At 67.4% G+C, this 14,050-nt stretch carries 14 protein-coding genes; 11 read left to right on the forward strand and 3 right to left on the reverse strand.

All coding sequences use genetic code 11. From position 1 onward, the window contains the following. Window positions 1–18: 18 nt before the first annotated feature. The 7 genes from fliD to ACNKW1_RS02080 all read left to right on the forward strand — a co-directional run bounded on the left by fliD (window position 19) and on the right by ACNKW1_RS02080 (window position 5,482). Entirely contained in the window at window positions 19–1,446 is a 1,428-nt protein-coding gene (fliD, locus tag ACNKW1_RS02050; protein ID WP_418362931.1) for a flagellar filament capping protein FliD, read from the forward strand. Window positions 1,447–1,463: 17 nt separating this feature from the next. Further along, a complete protein-coding gene (fliS, locus tag ACNKW1_RS02055) occupies window positions 1,464–1,868 on the forward strand; it encodes a flagellar export chaperone FliS (RefSeq protein ID WP_418362932.1) in 405 nt (134 codons plus the stop codon). 15 nt (window positions 1,869–1,883) lie between these two features. Continuing rightward, entirely contained in the window at window positions 1,884–2,198 is a 315-nt protein-coding gene (locus ACNKW1_RS02060; RefSeq protein WP_418362933.1) for a flagellar protein FliT, read from the forward strand. Between the two features lie 37 nt (window positions 2,199–2,235). Further along, a complete protein-coding gene (locus ACNKW1_RS02065) occupies window positions 2,236–3,378 on the forward strand; it encodes a flagellar hook-length control protein FliK (RefSeq protein WP_418362934.1) in 1,143 nt (380 codons plus the stop codon). Then, window positions 3,371–3,721 carry an EscU/YscU/HrcU family type III secretion system export apparatus switch protein gene (locus ACNKW1_RS02070; RefSeq protein ID WP_418362935.1) on the forward strand — a complete coding sequence of 117 codons (351 nt, stop codon included), beginning with the start codon at window positions 3,371–3,373 and terminating at the stop codon, window positions 3,719–3,721. Before ACNKW1_RS02065 ends, ACNKW1_RS02070 begins: the two co-directional genes overlap by 8 nt. Window positions 3,722–3,908: 187 nt before the next feature. After that, window positions 3,909–4,694: a flagellar brake protein gene (locus tag ACNKW1_RS02075; RefSeq protein WP_418362936.1), complete on the forward strand. Its 786-nt coding sequence runs from the start codon at window positions 3,909–3,911 to the stop codon at window positions 4,692–4,694. Window positions 4,695–4,705: 11 nt separating this feature from the next. Beyond that, the gene (locus ACNKW1_RS02080) at window positions 4,706–5,482 is read left to right on the forward strand and encodes a flagellar brake protein (RefSeq protein WP_418362937.1); all 777 of its coding nucleotides are present in this window, start codon (window positions 4,706–4,708) and stop codon (window positions 5,480–5,482) included. A gap of 33 nt (window positions 5,483–5,515) precedes the next feature. On the opposite strand, the gene fliE is transcribed toward ACNKW1_RS02080, so the two are convergent. The 3 genes from fliE to ACNKW1_RS02095 form a co-directional block, all read right to left on the reverse strand. Beyond that, on the reverse strand, window positions 5,516–5,839 hold the full coding sequence (fliE, locus tag ACNKW1_RS02085; protein ID WP_418362938.1) for a flagellar hook-basal body complex protein FliE: 324 nt from the start codon (window positions 5,837–5,839) through the stop codon (window positions 5,516–5,518). A 165-nt stretch (window positions 5,840–6,004) separates the two neighbouring features. Continuing rightward, the gene (locus ACNKW1_RS02090) at window positions 6,005–7,474 is read right to left on the reverse strand and encodes a sigma-54-dependent transcriptional regulator (RefSeq protein ID WP_418362939.1); all 1,470 of its coding nucleotides are present in this window, start codon (window positions 7,472–7,474) and stop codon (window positions 6,005–6,007) included. Next, entirely contained in the window at window positions 7,471–8,709 is a 1,239-nt protein-coding gene (locus ACNKW1_RS02095) for a sensor histidine kinase (RefSeq protein WP_418363349.1), read from the reverse strand. The genes ACNKW1_RS02090 and ACNKW1_RS02095 overlap by 4 nt, the downstream gene beginning before the upstream one ends. Window positions 8,710–8,840: 131 nt before the next feature. Between ACNKW1_RS02095 and fliF the strand changes: the two genes are divergently transcribed. The 4 genes from fliF to fliI are packed head-to-tail and all read left to right on the forward strand — an operon-like array spanning window position 8,841 to window position 13,929. Further along, a complete protein-coding gene (fliF, locus tag ACNKW1_RS02100; protein ID WP_418362940.1) occupies window positions 8,841–10,532 on the forward strand; it encodes a flagellar basal-body MS-ring/collar protein FliF in 1,692 nt (563 codons plus the stop codon). Continuing rightward, on the forward strand, window positions 10,529–11,530 hold the full coding sequence (gene fliG, locus ACNKW1_RS02105) for a flagellar motor switch protein FliG (protein WP_418362941.1): 1,002 nt from the start codon (window positions 10,529–10,531) through the stop codon (window positions 11,528–11,530). The genes fliF and fliG overlap by 4 nt, the downstream gene beginning before the upstream one ends. A 33-nt stretch (window positions 11,531–11,563) precedes the next feature. Beyond that, window positions 11,564–12,538, forward strand: a complete 975-nt coding sequence (locus ACNKW1_RS02110; protein ID WP_418362942.1) for a flagellar assembly protein FliH — start codon at window positions 11,564–11,566, stop codon at window positions 12,536–12,538. Further along, window positions 12,535–13,929 (forward strand): flagellar protein export ATPase FliI, encoded by a 1,395-nt coding sequence (fliI, locus tag ACNKW1_RS02115; RefSeq protein WP_418362943.1) that lies wholly within the window; start codon window positions 12,535–12,537, stop codon window positions 13,927–13,929. The genes ACNKW1_RS02110 and fliI overlap by 4 nt, the downstream gene beginning before the upstream one ends. Window positions 13,930–14,050: the final 121 nt, after the last annotated feature.

Raw genomic sequence — 14,050 nt, forward strand, 5'->3', positions numbered from 1 at the left:
CAGAAAGGAGGACCCGACATGGCAACCATCACGAGCGGCGGTTCGATCATCGACGTCAACGCGATCGTGAGCGGCTTGATGTCGGTGGAAAGCCGGCCACTGACCCTGCTGGCGCAGAAGGAAGCAAGCTATCAGGCGAAGCTTTCGGCGTTCGGCCAGATCAAGGGCGCGCTGTCCTCCCTGCAGACCGCGACGGACGGGCTGAAGACAGCGACCAGGTTTTCTGCGACGAAGGCGAGCGTCACGGGCGACGCCGGCTTCACAGCCAGTTCCAGCCCGGGTGCATCAAGCGGCAGCTATGCGGTTGACGTGCTGCAGATGGCCAAGATCCAGCGTGTCTCCACGCCGACAACCAGCAGCTTCACGCCTGCAGCTGGCAAGCTGACCATCGAGTTCGGCGCGGTCAAGGATGACGGTTCCGGGAAGACCTTCGAGAGCGACAGCCCGCCCCGAACGGCCAGCCTCGACTTCGAAGGCAGCACACTCGAAGAACTGCGTGATGCGATCAACGGCGACGCCACGCTCGGCATCAAGGCCAACATCATCAACAATGGCACGGCGAAGCAACTCGTACTGAGCGGAACCGCCACGGGTGCCGACATGGCATTCAAGCTGACTGGCGAGGGCGGACTCACGGATCTGAGCTTCGACCCCGCAGCGACGCCTGCGCCGACGGATCCGATGTACTCGGTACAGGCAGCGCAGGATGCCCGCATCCGCGTGGACGGCATCGAGGTCACGCGCGGCAAGAACACCATCACCGACGTCATCGACAACGTGACGCTCACGCTGAACAAGGAGCCCGTCTCCCCGGCGACCAGCCTGACCGGCACGCTGTCGGTCAGCGATGACCAGAGCGCGGCAAAAACTGCCGTCGAGGCATTCGTGAAGGCGTACAACGAAGTCGCCAGCACCTTGTCCAGCCTGACCTCCTACAATGCCGAGAACAAGACCGGAGCCGCACTGACCGGCGACTCGACCGCACGCAACATCCAGAATCAGCTGCGCAACGTGTTGGGCACGTCCATAGCGGGTCTTACGGGCGCCAGTTCTCTATCACAGGTTGGTGTCAGCTTCGGCAAGGATGGGAAACTTTCGCTCGACGACACGAAGTTCACGGCAGCCTTGGGCGATCCGGAAAAGGACGTCGCGGCTTTCTTCACGGGCAAGGATGGCGTCAAGGGCTTTGCCGAGACCCTCAGTACCCGACTCGACGCTTTCATCGACACCGATGGCCTGCTGAATAGTCGTACTGAAGGCATCAACTCGACCATCAAGTCCCTGACCAAGCAGTACGACACCATGGAAGCGCGGCTGAATCGAATGGAGGAGCGTTACCGACTGCAGTACTCCAACCTCGACACCCTGCTCAACGGCCTGACGCAGACCAGCACCTACCTGACCCAGCAACTGGCCAGCCTGCCTTCCGCCAGCAAGCCTCAGTAACCCGGAGCCAGATCTCCATGTTCGGAACCTCATACGCCAATCGTGCCGCGGCCTACGCCCGCGTCGGCAATCAGACGAGCGTCGAATCGGCCTCGCCGCACAAGCTCATCCTGATGCTGTACGACGGCGCCCTCGTCGCCCTGCGCACCGCCACCGTGGCAATGCAGAACAAGGACATCCCGACCAAGGGCAAGTCGATCTCCAAGGCGATCGACATCATCATGAACGGGCTCAAGGTGAGTCTGGACATCAAGGCCGGTGGCGAACTCGCGGAGCGCCTCGACGCGCTGTACGAATACATGGCCGATCGCCTGCTGCACGCAAACCTGCACAACAATCAGGCAGCGATCGACGAAGTGATCGGTCTGCTCGACAGCCTGCGAGAAGCCTGGGCGGCAATCGAAGCTCAGGTACAAGGCTAGGGAACCCGTACGGCCATGCTGACCCTGGACACCGCTCGGACCCTGCTTTCCCTGTACCGGCAGATGCACGACGCTGCCGAGGCGGGCGATTGGGAGGCGCTGGCCGACCTGGAACGGCAGGCGAGCACATTGCGCGCTTTGGCCGAATCGCCGGTTGAGGCGGCCGCGCCTTCCGAAGAGGACACAGCCGAGCTTCAGAGGCTCATTGCCGACATCCTGGAACTGGACCACCAGATCCGCCTCCACGCGGAACCTGCGCTGGAGAGCACTCGAAAGCTGATCTCCAGTTCGGTAAAGGGTCGCGCCCTACGTGACGCCTACGGTGGCTGACGGGCGCTGACCGCCCGAGCGCCAGGACCGTCTCGCCATGATCCCCGCCGACCTCGCCTCCCGCCTGCGTCTGCTCAACGAAGCGAGCTTCTTCAACACCGAGCCGCCCGTTCCGGGCCTGCAGCGGGCACGGGAGATCCAGTCCCAGCTGCCGGATCTGGTTCCGGGACAGCGCTTTTTCGCAACGCTGCAGCGCACCCTGCCCGACGGCACCTTCCGCGCCGTGGTCGCCGGACAGCAGATGACGCTGGCGCTGAACACCGCAGCCCAGTCGGGCGACACCCTGGAGCTCGAAGTCTCGCAGGTCACGCCGCGCGCGGTGTTCGCGCGCATCGTGGGCCAGGAGGCGACCGCGACCAGCACCGCCTCGGCACAGCCGGCGCTGAGCCAGACGGGCCGGCTGATCAGCTTTCTGCTCACCGGGCAGCCGGCACCGCAGCCGGCAAGCCTTGCCGCCAATCAGCCCCTGCTCACCGCACCACCGGCCAACGGGTCACAACTGGCGCCCTTGCTGCGCCAGGCGCTCGGTCAGAGCGGGCTGTTCTACGAATCGCATCAGGCGGACTGGGTGCTGGGCCGCCGCGACACCGCCAGCCTGAGGAGCGAGCCGCAGGGCCAACCGCGCCCCGTGGCGCAGGCTTCGCCCCAGGCCTCGTCGGGCCAGGCCGCTGCACAGGGCGGCACACCTACTGCACAGGGTACGCAAGCCGGGCAGCAGGCCGCGGCATCCGAGGGCAACGAGCGTACGAGCCAGGCGCGCAGCGCCGCAATGTCGGCCGAAGAGACCGCGCCGGTACGCAGCGCACCGATTCCGGAGCGCCTGATCCCCATCGTCCACCAGCAGCTGGACGCGCTCGCCACACAGCAGTATGTCTGGCACGGGCAGGCCTGGCCGGGCCAGGCGGTGGAGTGGCGGATCGAGGATCCTGAACGCGATGACGGCACCGCCGAGGAAGAAACCGCACGCGGCTGGGACAGCACCCTGCGCCTGACCCTGCCGCGCCTCGGCGGCGTGGAAGCCGTGCTGCACCTCTCCGGCAATCAGGTGGCGCTGCGTCTGCGTGCAGACGAGGCAGACACCCTGGTAGCGCTGGATTCGGGTGCCGCTGCCCTGGCCTCGGCCCTCGAGGCCGTCGACCTGAAGCTCTCCGGTCTGATCGTGGAGCCGCGCAATGAGTGACGCACGCCCCGGCACCCGCAACGAGGCCGTCGCCCTCGCCTACACGGCCGGCGAGACCGCGCCGCGGGTGGTGGCCAAGGGCAAGGGCGTGCTGGCGCAGGAGATCATCGACCGCGCACGAGAGGCGGGCGTCTTCGTGCATGAATCGCCCGAACTGGTGAGCCTGCTGATGCAGGTCGATCTGGACGCCCGCATCCCGCCTCAGCTCTATGTCGCAGTGGCCGAATTGCTGGCCTGGCTGTACCGGATCGAACAGGGCGCCGAGGCCGGTGCACCGCCGGTGGCACAGGATCTGCCCGAGACCCTGCGCCCGCGCAGCGCCGAGGCCGCGCCCGGAGGCTGAGACCCTGCGCCCGATGGCGCAGCGCCGAGGCCGCGCCCGGAGGCTGAGACCCTGCGCCCGATGGCGCAGCGACCGGCCGCAGGCGGGTTTATCGTGATATAACGAAGCCGGAACCGTAACGCGCCGGAACACGCGGGAACGAGCGTTTGGAAAGAAAGCGGGTACGCCCTACAACACTCTGCACAAGATGCACATCGAACAGGAAGATACCCGCGTCGAGCTGGTCTACGGTGAAGACGAAGCAAAATACCTGCTGCGCGACCCCGTCGAAATCAAGGCACTTTTTCGAGCGCTGCTCGCCAGCCGAGGGCTGGTCAGCGCACGCATGGTCCCCGGCGGGCAGAGTTTCATCACCGCCCTGATCGAGGCCGACGAGCAGCACGGCATCCTGCTCGATGCCAGCGCAGATCCTCTGCAGAACGACCGCATTGCCCAATCCGAGGCACTCGACTGCGTCACGCAGCTTGACCGCGTGCGGATCCAATTCCTCGTCCGCCGCCCAGTACGGGTAGTCGAGGAAGGCAAACCCGGCTTTCGCGCGCCCTTCCCCAACACCGTGCTGCGCCTGCAGCGCCGCGAGTTCTACCGTCTGCAGACCCCCTCATCCTCGTCCCCGCGCCGCGTGGTGTGCAGGCTGCCCCTGCCGCTGGGCGACGGAACGATACGCGAGGTGGAACTGAACATCCTCGACATCAGCCGCGGTGGTCTCGCGATCGCCGTGCCGCCCGGTGGCGTCACGCTGGAACAGGGGGCCGCGTTCGAGGACTGCACGCTCCTGTTGCCCGACAACCCACCGATCAGCGCGCGACTGATCGTACGCAACCTCTTCCGCATCACCCGCATGAACGGCGTCGAATTGCTGCGGATCGGCTGCGCCTTCGCCAACCTCTCGCGCGGCGCAGGCGACGCAATCCAGCGCTACGTCCTGCGCATGGAACGAGAGCGCAACGCGCGCGAGCGGGGGCTGACTTGACATCCGAGACCATGGAAGAAGAGAAAAAGACCTTCACCCCCGTTCCACCCATGCAGGACGCGGGATTCGAGCGCTACATCCTGCGCGGTCGGGGACAGATCCTTCAGGTGATGAAGGAACTGATCGACAACCGCTGCCTGATGTCGGCCTACATTCGCGGCGGGGTCTCCTACGTCAGCGCGGTGCTCAAGGTCATGCCCGATGACGAGGCGATCCTGATCGACGTAAGCCCGGACGCGGAAATTCACGCCAAGGCACTCGAAGCCGAGCAGATCCTGTGCACCACGCAGATCAACCGCATCCGCATCCAGTTCACCGCGACGGGCATCCGCAAAGTGGTCGACGAAGGCCGCCCAGCTCTGCGTGCGAGGCTCCCGACCGAGGTGCTGCGCCTGCAACGCCGCGACTTCTTCCGCCTGCAGGTGCCCATTGCGCACAACGTCACGCTGACGATTCCGCCAGCGGAAGGGTCCGAGCAGGCCCCCAGCGAGACGCGCGTCGTCGACATCAGCGGCACCGGGATCGCGGTGCAGGTTCCGGCCGACCTGCGCGAGCTCACCATCGGGGAGTTCCTGCACGGCTGTACGCTGCGCCTGACGGACCGCGAGCCGTTGCCGGTCGATCTGGAGGTGCGCAACATCAACCGTCAGCTTCGGCCCAACGGTACCGAGCAGCTGCGTATCGGCCTGCGGTTCGAATCCCTGCCGCGCAGCGCGGACACACGCATCCAGCGCTACATCTTCAACGTCGAGCGCGAGATCAACGCGCGCACGCGCGGCGGTTTCTGAAGAGCGGCGCAGCGATCGCTGCGCCGGCGCCGGTTATACCGGCATGTTCATGATGTCCTGGTAAGCCGTGACCAGCCGGTTGCGTACCTGCACCATCTGCTGGAAGGACAGGCTTGCTTTCTGCAGATTGACCATCACGTCCTGCAGGTTCACGTTGGGGTCGCCTGCGGAGAAGTTCTCGGCCATCGCCCGTGCCTCGCCCTGCGCGGCGCTGACATCCTTGAGTGCGTTGCCAAGCACGTCGGCAAAGTTAACGCCCCCGGCGGGCGCGTCGGCGGGCGATGCGGCCTTGCCTTGTGCAGCCTGCGATACCGAGCGCAGGTCGCTCAGCATCTGGTCGATTCCACGGGTATCCATGTGCGTTCCCCAGCCTCAGGGTGTTTGGTGACGTCAGTGTAGCAGAGCAAGCGGCATGCCAAGCATTGGCGTGGTCGCAGTGCAGCCTACCCGCGACCGCCGCGCCTTTGGGTGCCGCACTCGCGGGCAAGCCCGTTTCCACAGGGAAGCTCTGGAGGGCCCGGGTCAGCAGTCATGGCCCTCCTCACGGTACTGCTGCAGCTTGTAGCGCAGCGTACGCTCTGAAATCCCAAGCTTTTCAACGGTTTTCTTGCGCGAGCCGCCCAGCGCGCGCAGCGTCGAGAGGATGTGCTCGCGCTCCAGGTCCTTCATGTTCGCCGGGCGCTGGGCCACTGCCTCATGGGGGCTGGAAGCAGGAAGCGGGCCCGCCGCTGGCGGTAGCGGGGCGGCGTGCACGGGCACGGCAGCCGTCGGGGGCGTGAGTGGGGGCGTGACTGGAGACGTGAATGCAGACAGATAAGCGGCAGAACTTGCCGGCGCAGCGGCAGGTGTTGCCGCCTCCGGATTCCAGTGCGGCAGGCACAGCCGCACAGTCTCTGCGTTCACCTCGTCACCCGCCGTGAGGATGAGCACCCGGTGCATGGTGTTCTCGAGCTCGCGCACGTTGCCGGGCCAGCCGTAGCGCGCAAGCAGCACCTCGGCTTCGGGCGAGAAGCGCACCTGGCGCTTGAGCCGGGCGGCATGGCGCGCAAGGAAATGCCGCGCGAGCGGGACGATGTCGCCGGGGCGCTCGCGCAGCGCGGGAATCGCGATCGGGAACACATTGAGCCGGTAGTAGAGGTCTTCGCGGAAGCGTCCGGCGGCGACCTCGGCCGGCATGTCGCGGTTGCTGGTGGCGAGCACACGGATGTCCAGCGCCACCGGCTTCTTGCCGCCCACGCGCTCGACCTCACGCTCCTGCAGCACGCGCAGCAGCTTGGCCTGCAGGCCAAGCGGCATCTCGGAGATCTCGTCGAGCAGGATGGTGCCGCCCTGCGCCTGTTCGAACTTGCCCGGCTGCGCCGCCTGCGCGCCAGTGAAGGCGCCCTTCTCATAGCCGAACAGCGTGGCTTCGAGCAGGTTCTCGGGGATGGCCGCGCAGTTGATGGCGACGAAGGCCTTGCCGGCGCGCGGCGAATGTTCGTGGATGTAGCGCGCGAACACTTCCTTGCCGGTGCCCGATTCGCCCGAAAGCATCACCGTGGCGTCGGTCTCGGCCACACGCGCAGCAAGCGCCAGCAGGTTGCGCGTAAGCGGATCCTCGGCCACGGTGTCTTCCGCATCCGGCTGCACGGCGGCGTAGCGGCGCACGTTCTCGAGCAGCACATCGGGCTCGAAGGGCTTCATCAGGAAGTCGCAGGCGCCCCCGCGCATGGCCGCCACGGCCTTGTCCACGTCGCCATAGGCGGTCATCAGCAGCACCGGCAGCTGCGGCCAGCGCGCACGGATCTCATGCAGCAGCTGCAGGCCATCCATGGGCTGCATGCGCAGGTCGGTGACGACGAGGTTGAAGTGGTCCTGCTCCAGCGCCGCCAGCGCCGCCGGCCCGCCATCGACGCCGACGACGCCGTGATGCGCCATCTCCAGCGTGAAGCAGACCGCATCGCGCAGCGCGGCGTCGTCCTCGACCACGAGGATGTTCAATGTCTCGATCATGTGGGTTCGTCCCCGTTCGAAGCGGCTGCCGATGCGAGCGGCACGGTCAGCGCGAATTCCGCCCCCTGCCCCGGTGCGGAGCGCAGCGTGATGTCGCCGCCGTGCGCACGGGCGACGCCGCGCGCGATCGCGAGCCCCAGACCGGTGCCCTCCGCGCGAGTGGTAAAGAAAGGCTCGAAAAGGCGCTCCTGCAACTCGGGCGGCACGCCGCCGCCGCTGTCACGCACCGTGAAGCGCACCGCCGCGCAGCCGATACCGGACTCGGCCGCGTCGATCTCGACCGCGGCGAAGGCAAGCTGCCCGCCCTGCGGGCAAGCCTGGATGCCGTTCTCGAGCAGGTTGGTGAGCGCCCCGCCGAGCGCCTTGCGGTCGCCCAGTACGCTTGCCTGCGGGCACGCGCAGCCGCTCTCGAAGCTCACCTGGCGAGCACGTGCGAGCGGCTCCAGCGTATGCGTGAGCTCCGTGACCAGTTCGCACACTTCGAAGCGGTGGCGCCCGGTGCTGTCGCCGCGGGCAAACAGCAGCATGTCGCGGATCAGGCGCTCCAGATACCGCAGGCGCTCGAGCGCGCGGTCGGCCACCTGGATGCGCTGCAGCGGGTCGAGTTCGGACTGGCGCAGGTTGCCGGTGTAGAGCAAGGCAGCCGCCAGCGGCGTGCGCAACTGGTGCGCGAGGCCGGCGACCATCTCGCCCATCGCGGCCAGGCGCTCGTTGCGCTCGGCGGTGAGGCGCATGCGGAAGGTGTCGGTGATGTCGTGCAGCAGTACGATGCGCTCGTCGCCGGACTCGAGCTCCGATTCGGTCCGGGCCACGCGGCGCGGTTCAGCGCCCGCCTCCGCCTGCGGCAGGCGCAGCAGGTATTCTCCGGGGGTCTCGGTCTCTTCCAGACAGCGCAGGGCTTCGCCCTCACCCAGGCCGGAAAGGTCGCGACCGAAGAGCTCGCCGGCGGCTCGATTGGCCTGCACGATGCGGCCTGCGCGGTCGAGCACGAGCACCCCCGCGGGCAGCGCGCCCATCAACACCGCGAGGCGCTCGGTGAGTTGCCCCACCTGCTCCTGCAGCGCGTTGTAGGCCGAAGAGAGCTCTTCCGACGCACGGCTGAAGAGCGCAAAGGCTTCGGCGAGCTGGGCGGCATCCAGCGCGGGCGCAGCAGCGCCCGGCGCAGTCCTTGCATCGGCGCTGGCGGGGTCGGTCACGGCAGGAGTCAACGCGGGTTCCGTTTTCACGGCATGCACTCTATCGGCGAACACCGTCATCTTAGCCGGCAAACAAGCGGCAAAAAATGCCGCTTTTCACGACATGAACCTTGCGCTCGCGGACGGACAATGCCGCCATCGGAAAAAGCGTACGCGACAGGACAGCCACCATGGCCGCAGCAGAAAACACCGCAGACCTTGCCCCCGGCGCCGCAGCGCCGGCGGACACCCGGCTGCAGCAGGCACTGCAGAACATCAACGCGCTCTCGCAGCGGCAGAAGATTGCCGCCGCGGCCGCCATCGCGCTCGCGATCGCACTGGTCGCAGGCGCACTGCTGTGGAACCGGGCGCCCGATTACGCGGTGCTGTTCTCCAACCTCGACGAGCGCGATGGCGGGCAGATCATCACCGCGCTGCAACAGCAGAACGTGCCCTATCGCATGTCGGCCAACGGCAACGCCATCCTGGTGCCGCAGGCGCAGGTGCACGAGACGCGCTTACGCCTGGCCGCAGAAGGTCTGCCCAAGGGCGGGCTCGCCGGTTTCGAGCTGATGGACGGGCAGAAGCTGGGCATCTCGCAGTTCAACGAACAGGTGAACTACCAGCGCGCACTCGAGGGCGAGCTGTCCCGCACCGTGCAGGCCATCGACGCGGTGGCCGGCGCACGCGTGCATCTCGCCATGCCCAAGCAGACCGCCTTCCTGCGCGACGAGCAGCGCCCGACAGCCTCGGTGATGGTGAACATGCGTCCGGGCCGGGTGCTGAACCAAAGCCAGGTGGCGGGCATCGTGCACCTGGTGTCGTCGAGCGTGCCGCGCATGACCGCCGACGGCGTGAAGATCGTCGACCAGAACGGCAGCCTGCTCACCGAGCAGGCCGACCCCCTGATGCATGCGGGGCTCAACGCACGCCAATTGGAGTACGTGCGTGCGATGGAGAAGGCCTTCATCGAGCGCATCGAGAACATCCTGATCCCGATGGTCGGCAAGGACAACTTCCGCGCCCAGGTCGCAGCCGATGTCGATTTCGACCAGGTGGAGCAGACCGCCGAAAGCTACAAGCCCAATCCGTCTCCCGACCAGGCGATCCGCAGTCAGCAGACCACCGAGCAGATCAATCCGCTGCAGGGACCGCAGGGCGTGCCGGGCGCGCTCACCAACCAGCCGCCGGTGCCGGCGACCGCCCCCCTCACCGCACCGCCGGTGGCCGGCGGCCCGGGTGCAGCGGGCGCCGCCGCGGTGAGCAGCAACCGCAGCGCCGTGCTCAACTACGAACTCGACCGCAGTATCCAGCACATCAAGCAGGCCGTGGGCCAGGTCAAGCGCCTGTCGGTGGCCGTTGTGGTGAATAATCGCACCATCCCCGGCACCGACGGCACGCCCACCAGCGTACCCCTGACGGACGACGAGATCTCGCGCATCACCAATCTGGTACGCGAAGCGGTCGGCTACAACGCCGACCGCGGCGACAGCATCAACGTGGCCAACAGCGCCTTTGCCCAGGATGGCGTCGAGCCGGCCCTGCCCCTGTGGAAGGACCCGGAGATGATCGAGCTGGGCAAGGAAGGGCTGAACTGGCTGCTGGTGCTGGTGGCGCTGCTGCTGGCCTACTTCGGCGTGATCCGCCCGCTGCTGCGCACGGTGCTGCCGCCGCCGGTAAAGACCGAGACGGGTGCCGGTGCGGCGGGAGAGGAGGCATTGGAGGAAGGCGAGGAAGGCGTGCGCGTCACCCTGTCGGGCGAAGCCGAGGAGAGCTTCGAGCAGCGCCTCGAGCGCATTCGCCAACTCGCCCGCGACGATCCCAAGACCATGGCGAATTTGATGAAGAACTGGATGGGCCTGAATGAGGAGGGGCGCAAGTGACGACGCCTGAGGAGGGCCTGGAGAAGGCCGCCCTGCTGCTGCTGACCCTGGGCCCGGATGCGGCCGCAGAAGTCCTGCGCCAGCTCGGCCCGCGCGAGGTGCAGAAGCTGAGCCTGAAGATGTCGGAGATGCCCGCCCAGACCCGCGATCGCGTGATGCCACTGCTGATGGAAGTGGACGCGCACTTCGGCAAGGGCGCGATGATCCAGCCCGACGAGGCGCAGCTGCGCGAGATGCTGACCAAGGCGCTCGGCGACGAGCGCGCCGGCCACCTGCTCGCGCGCATGATGAGCGGCTCGGACACGGCAGGCATCGAAAGCCTGAAGTGGATGGACGCCGCCACCGCCGCCGACCTGATCAAGAACGAACACCCGCAGATCATCGCCACCATCCTCGTGCACCTGGAGTTCGACCAGGCGGGCGAGATCCTCAAGCACTTCACCGACCGCCTGCGCAACGATGTGGTGCTGCGCATCGCCACGCTGGACGGCGTCCAGCCCGCGGCGCTGAAGGAACTCAACGACGCGCTGACACGGATGCTCTCGGGCGCATCGAACGTGAAGAAGGCGGCAATGGGCGGCATTCGCCATGCGGCCGAGATCCTCAACTTCGTCGGTTCCACGCATGAAACGGCGGTCATCGACAACGTGCGCGAATACGATCCGGAACTGGCGCAGAAGATACTCGACGAGATGTTCGTGTTCGAGAACCTGCTCGACATCGACGATCGCGGCATTCAGACTCTGTTGCGCGAGATCCAGTCCGACTCGCTCATCATCGCGCTCAAGGGCGCACCGCCCGAACTGCGCGAGAAGGTGTTCAAGAACATGTCCAGCCGTGCTGCAGAGATGCTGCGCGAGGATCTCGAGGCACGCGGGCCGGTTCGCCTGTCCGAGGTCGAGGCCGAGCAGAAGGAGATCCTCAAGATCGTGCGTCGCCTGGCCGAAGAGGGCCAGCTCATGCTCGGCGGCAAGGGCGGCGACGATGGTTTCGTCTGATCTGCGCCCCGGCACTGAACACGTGAGCCGCCCATGAGCATTTCCCGCCATCAGGCCGTAGGGGCCTACAGGCGCTGGACGCCGGCCGACTTCGATGCCGAAGGCGAGGACGGCGCTGCAGACGACGCGGATACCGGCGAGGCATCATCGGCTGAGGCCGAACCGACCGCAGTCGCTGCACCCGCTGCGGCGGAGGAGGCGCCCGCCCCAGCCGGGCCGCCCGAGTTGCCCGAGTTGCCCCCCGATTTCCGCCTGCCCACAGCGGAGGAGATCGAGCGCATGCACGAGGAGGTGCGCCAGGCCGGCTTCGACGAAGGCCGGCGCGAAGGCGTGGCCGAAGGGCTGGAGGCCGGACGCAAGCAGGGGTACGAGGAAGGTCAGCGCCAGGCCGCGCAGGAAGCCGGACGGATCGCCAGGCTGGTGGACACGCTCGAGGACGCGATGCAGACGCTGGACGCGGAGATCGCAGAAGAGCTCATGGCGCTCGCGATCGAGATGGCGCGGCGCATGGTGCGGCTCACGCTCGAGCACCACCCCGAAACCATCCTCGACACCGTACGCGAAGCCCTGCTCCAGCTTCCCCAGGGGCACGCGCAGATCCATCTTCACCCCGAGGACCTGGACCTCGTGCGCAGGCACGCAGGCGATCAGTTCGCACACGGCGGACATCGGCTGCACGAGGATCTGCACCTTCAGCGCGGCGAGTGCCGCATCGAGGGCCAGGGCACCGTTGTAGACGCGACCCTGCAGACGCGCTGGCGCCGGGTGCTGGAATCGATCGGGCACGAGAAGGCCGCCTGGTCGCCCGCGGAAGGGGCCGCGGAGGACGTTGCGGAGAGCGTTGCGGAGAGCGTTGCGGAACAGGCGGACGAAGAGACGGAGGAGCCAGTCTGGGGCGCAACCGAAGACGGAAGCGGGGAAGGAGGCAGGCAACCGCTCAAGGACGCGAACAGCCCAGACGACAGCCAGCCCGGCGGCCCCGGAGCGGCGCAGGCACCCGGCCCATGAATCCACACACCGCCCTGTGGCGCAGTTTCCTCACCGACGGACGCCATCTGGTCGAGGGCTGCAACCCGCTCGAAACCTCGGGCCGGCTCACGCGCATCAACGGGCTGGTGATGGAGGCCGCCGGCATCAAGCTGCCGCTGGGCGCGGGCTGCCGCATCCTGGTGCCCGGAGGCGGCTCGGTGGATGCCGAGGTGGTGGGCTTCAACGGCGACAAGCTGTACATGATGCCCACCGACGACGTCTTCGGCCTCGCCCCCGGGGCGCGCGTGCTGCCGATCGAAGTGGGCGTGCCGCGCCTGGTGCCGGGCAAGCGCATCGGCCCGCGCCGGCGCGCCGCCGACCGCGCCAAGCATCTCCCGGTGGGCGATGAGCTGCTGGGCCGCGTCGTGGATGGCGCCGGCCGTCCGCTGGACGGACATGGTCCGCTCGGGACCCAGGAAACGCGCTCGCTGCAGGGCCGTGCAATCAACCCGCTCTCGCGCGCACCGATCAGCCAGCCGCTCGATGTGGGCATTCGCGCCATCAACGCGCTGCTGACGGTCGGGCGCGGGCAGCGCCTGGGGCTCTTCGCCGGCTCCGGCGTGGGTAAGTCGGTGCTGATCGGGATGATGGCCCGCTACACCGAAGCCGACGTGATCGTGGTCGGCCTGATCGGCGAGCGGGGCCGGGAAGTGAAGGAGTTCATCGACCAGAGCCTGGGCCCGGAAGGTCTCGCGCGCTCGGTGGTGGTCGCGGCGCCAGCCGATACCAGCCCGCTGATGCGCATGCAGGGCGCAGCCTATGCGACCACGGTGGCGGAACACTTCCGCGACCGCGGCAAGCAGGTGCTGCTGATCATGGATTCGCTGACGCGCTACGCGATGGCCCAGCGGGAGATCGCGCTGGCGATCGGCGAGCCGCCGGTCACCCGCGGCTACCCGCCGAGCGTGTTCGCGCGCTTGCCTGCACTGGTCGAGCGCGCCGGCAACGGCCCGGAGGGCGGCGGCTCGATCACTGCCTTCTATACCGTGCTCGCCGAAGGCGACGACCAGCAGGACCCGATCGCGGATTCTGCGCGAGCGATCCTCGACGGCCACTTCGTGCTGTCCCGCACGCTCGCGGATCAGGGCCACTACCCCGCGATCGACATCGAGCAGTCCATCTCGCGCGCAATGCACAACCTGGTGGGCGACGACCACTTCGCCGTCGTGCGCCAGTTCAAGCAGTTCTTCTCGCGCTATCAGCGCTCGCGCGACCTGATCGCGGTGGGCGCCTACCAGGCCGGCGGAGACCCGGTGCTGGACACCGCGGTGCGGCTGTACCCCAGGCTGGAGGCCTTCCTCCAGCAGGGCATCCACGAACGCGAATCGCACGAGGGCGCGCTGCGCAAGCTCGCCGAAGTGTTCGGCTGACAAGGCGCACGGCCCCCCGTTCGCGCTTGCCGGCGCAAAGGACAGGGGTCTGGATCGGGCAAGACTGTTGGGCAAGACGAGCCAGCGGCCCTCCGGCACGCTAGAATCCGGCTTCCAGACT

The sequence above is a fragment of the Thauera sp. WH-2 genome (assembly GCF_048321015.1).
In the GTDB taxonomy this organism is placed as follows: domain Bacteria; phylum Pseudomonadota; class Gammaproteobacteria; order Burkholderiales; family Rhodocyclaceae; genus Thauera.

What these genes read in the sequence shown, in the direction of transcription:
- fliD (WP_418362931.1), top strand. Translation starts at nt 19, where the DNA reads ATGGCAACCATCACGAGCGGCGGTTCGATCATCGACGTCAACGCGATC.
- fliS (WP_418362932.1), top strand. Translation starts at nt 1,464, where the DNA reads ATGTTCGGAACCTCATACGCCAATCGTGCCGCGGCCTACGCCCGCGTC.
- ACNKW1_RS02060 (WP_418362933.1), top strand. Translation starts at nt 1,884, where the DNA reads ATGCTGACCCTGGACACCGCTCGGACCCTGCTTTCCCTGTACCGGCAG.
- ACNKW1_RS02065 (WP_418362934.1), top strand. Translation starts at nt 2,236, where the DNA reads ATGATCCCCGCCGACCTCGCCTCCCGCCTGCGTCTGCTCAACGAAGCG.
- ACNKW1_RS02070 (WP_418362935.1), top strand. Translation starts at nt 3,371, where the DNA reads ATGAGTGACGCACGCCCCGGCACCCGCAACGAGGCCGTCGCCCTCGCC.
- ACNKW1_RS02075 (WP_418362936.1), top strand. Translation starts at nt 3,909, where the DNA reads ATGCACATCGAACAGGAAGATACCCGCGTCGAGCTGGTCTACGGTGAA.
- ACNKW1_RS02080 (WP_418362937.1), top strand. Translation starts at nt 4,706, where the DNA reads ATGGAAGAAGAGAAAAAGACCTTCACCCCCGTTCCACCCATGCAGGAC.
- fliE (WP_418362938.1), bottom strand. Translation starts at nt 5,839, where the DNA reads ATGGATACCCGTGGAATCGACCAGATGCTGAGCGACCTGCGCTCGGTA.
- ACNKW1_RS02090 (WP_418362939.1), bottom strand. Translation starts at nt 7,474, where the DNA reads ATGATCGAGACATTGAACATCCTCGTGGTCGAGGACGACGCCGCGCTG.
- fliF (WP_418362940.1), top strand. Translation starts at nt 8,841, where the DNA reads ATGGCCGCAGCAGAAAACACCGCAGACCTTGCCCCCGGCGCCGCAGCG.
- ACNKW1_RS02110 (WP_418362942.1), top strand. Translation starts at nt 11,564, where the DNA reads ATGAGCATTTCCCGCCATCAGGCCGTAGGGGCCTACAGGCGCTGGACG.
- fliI (WP_418362943.1), top strand. Translation starts at nt 12,535, where the DNA reads ATGAATCCACACACCGCCCTGTGGCGCAGTTTCCTCACCGACGGACGC.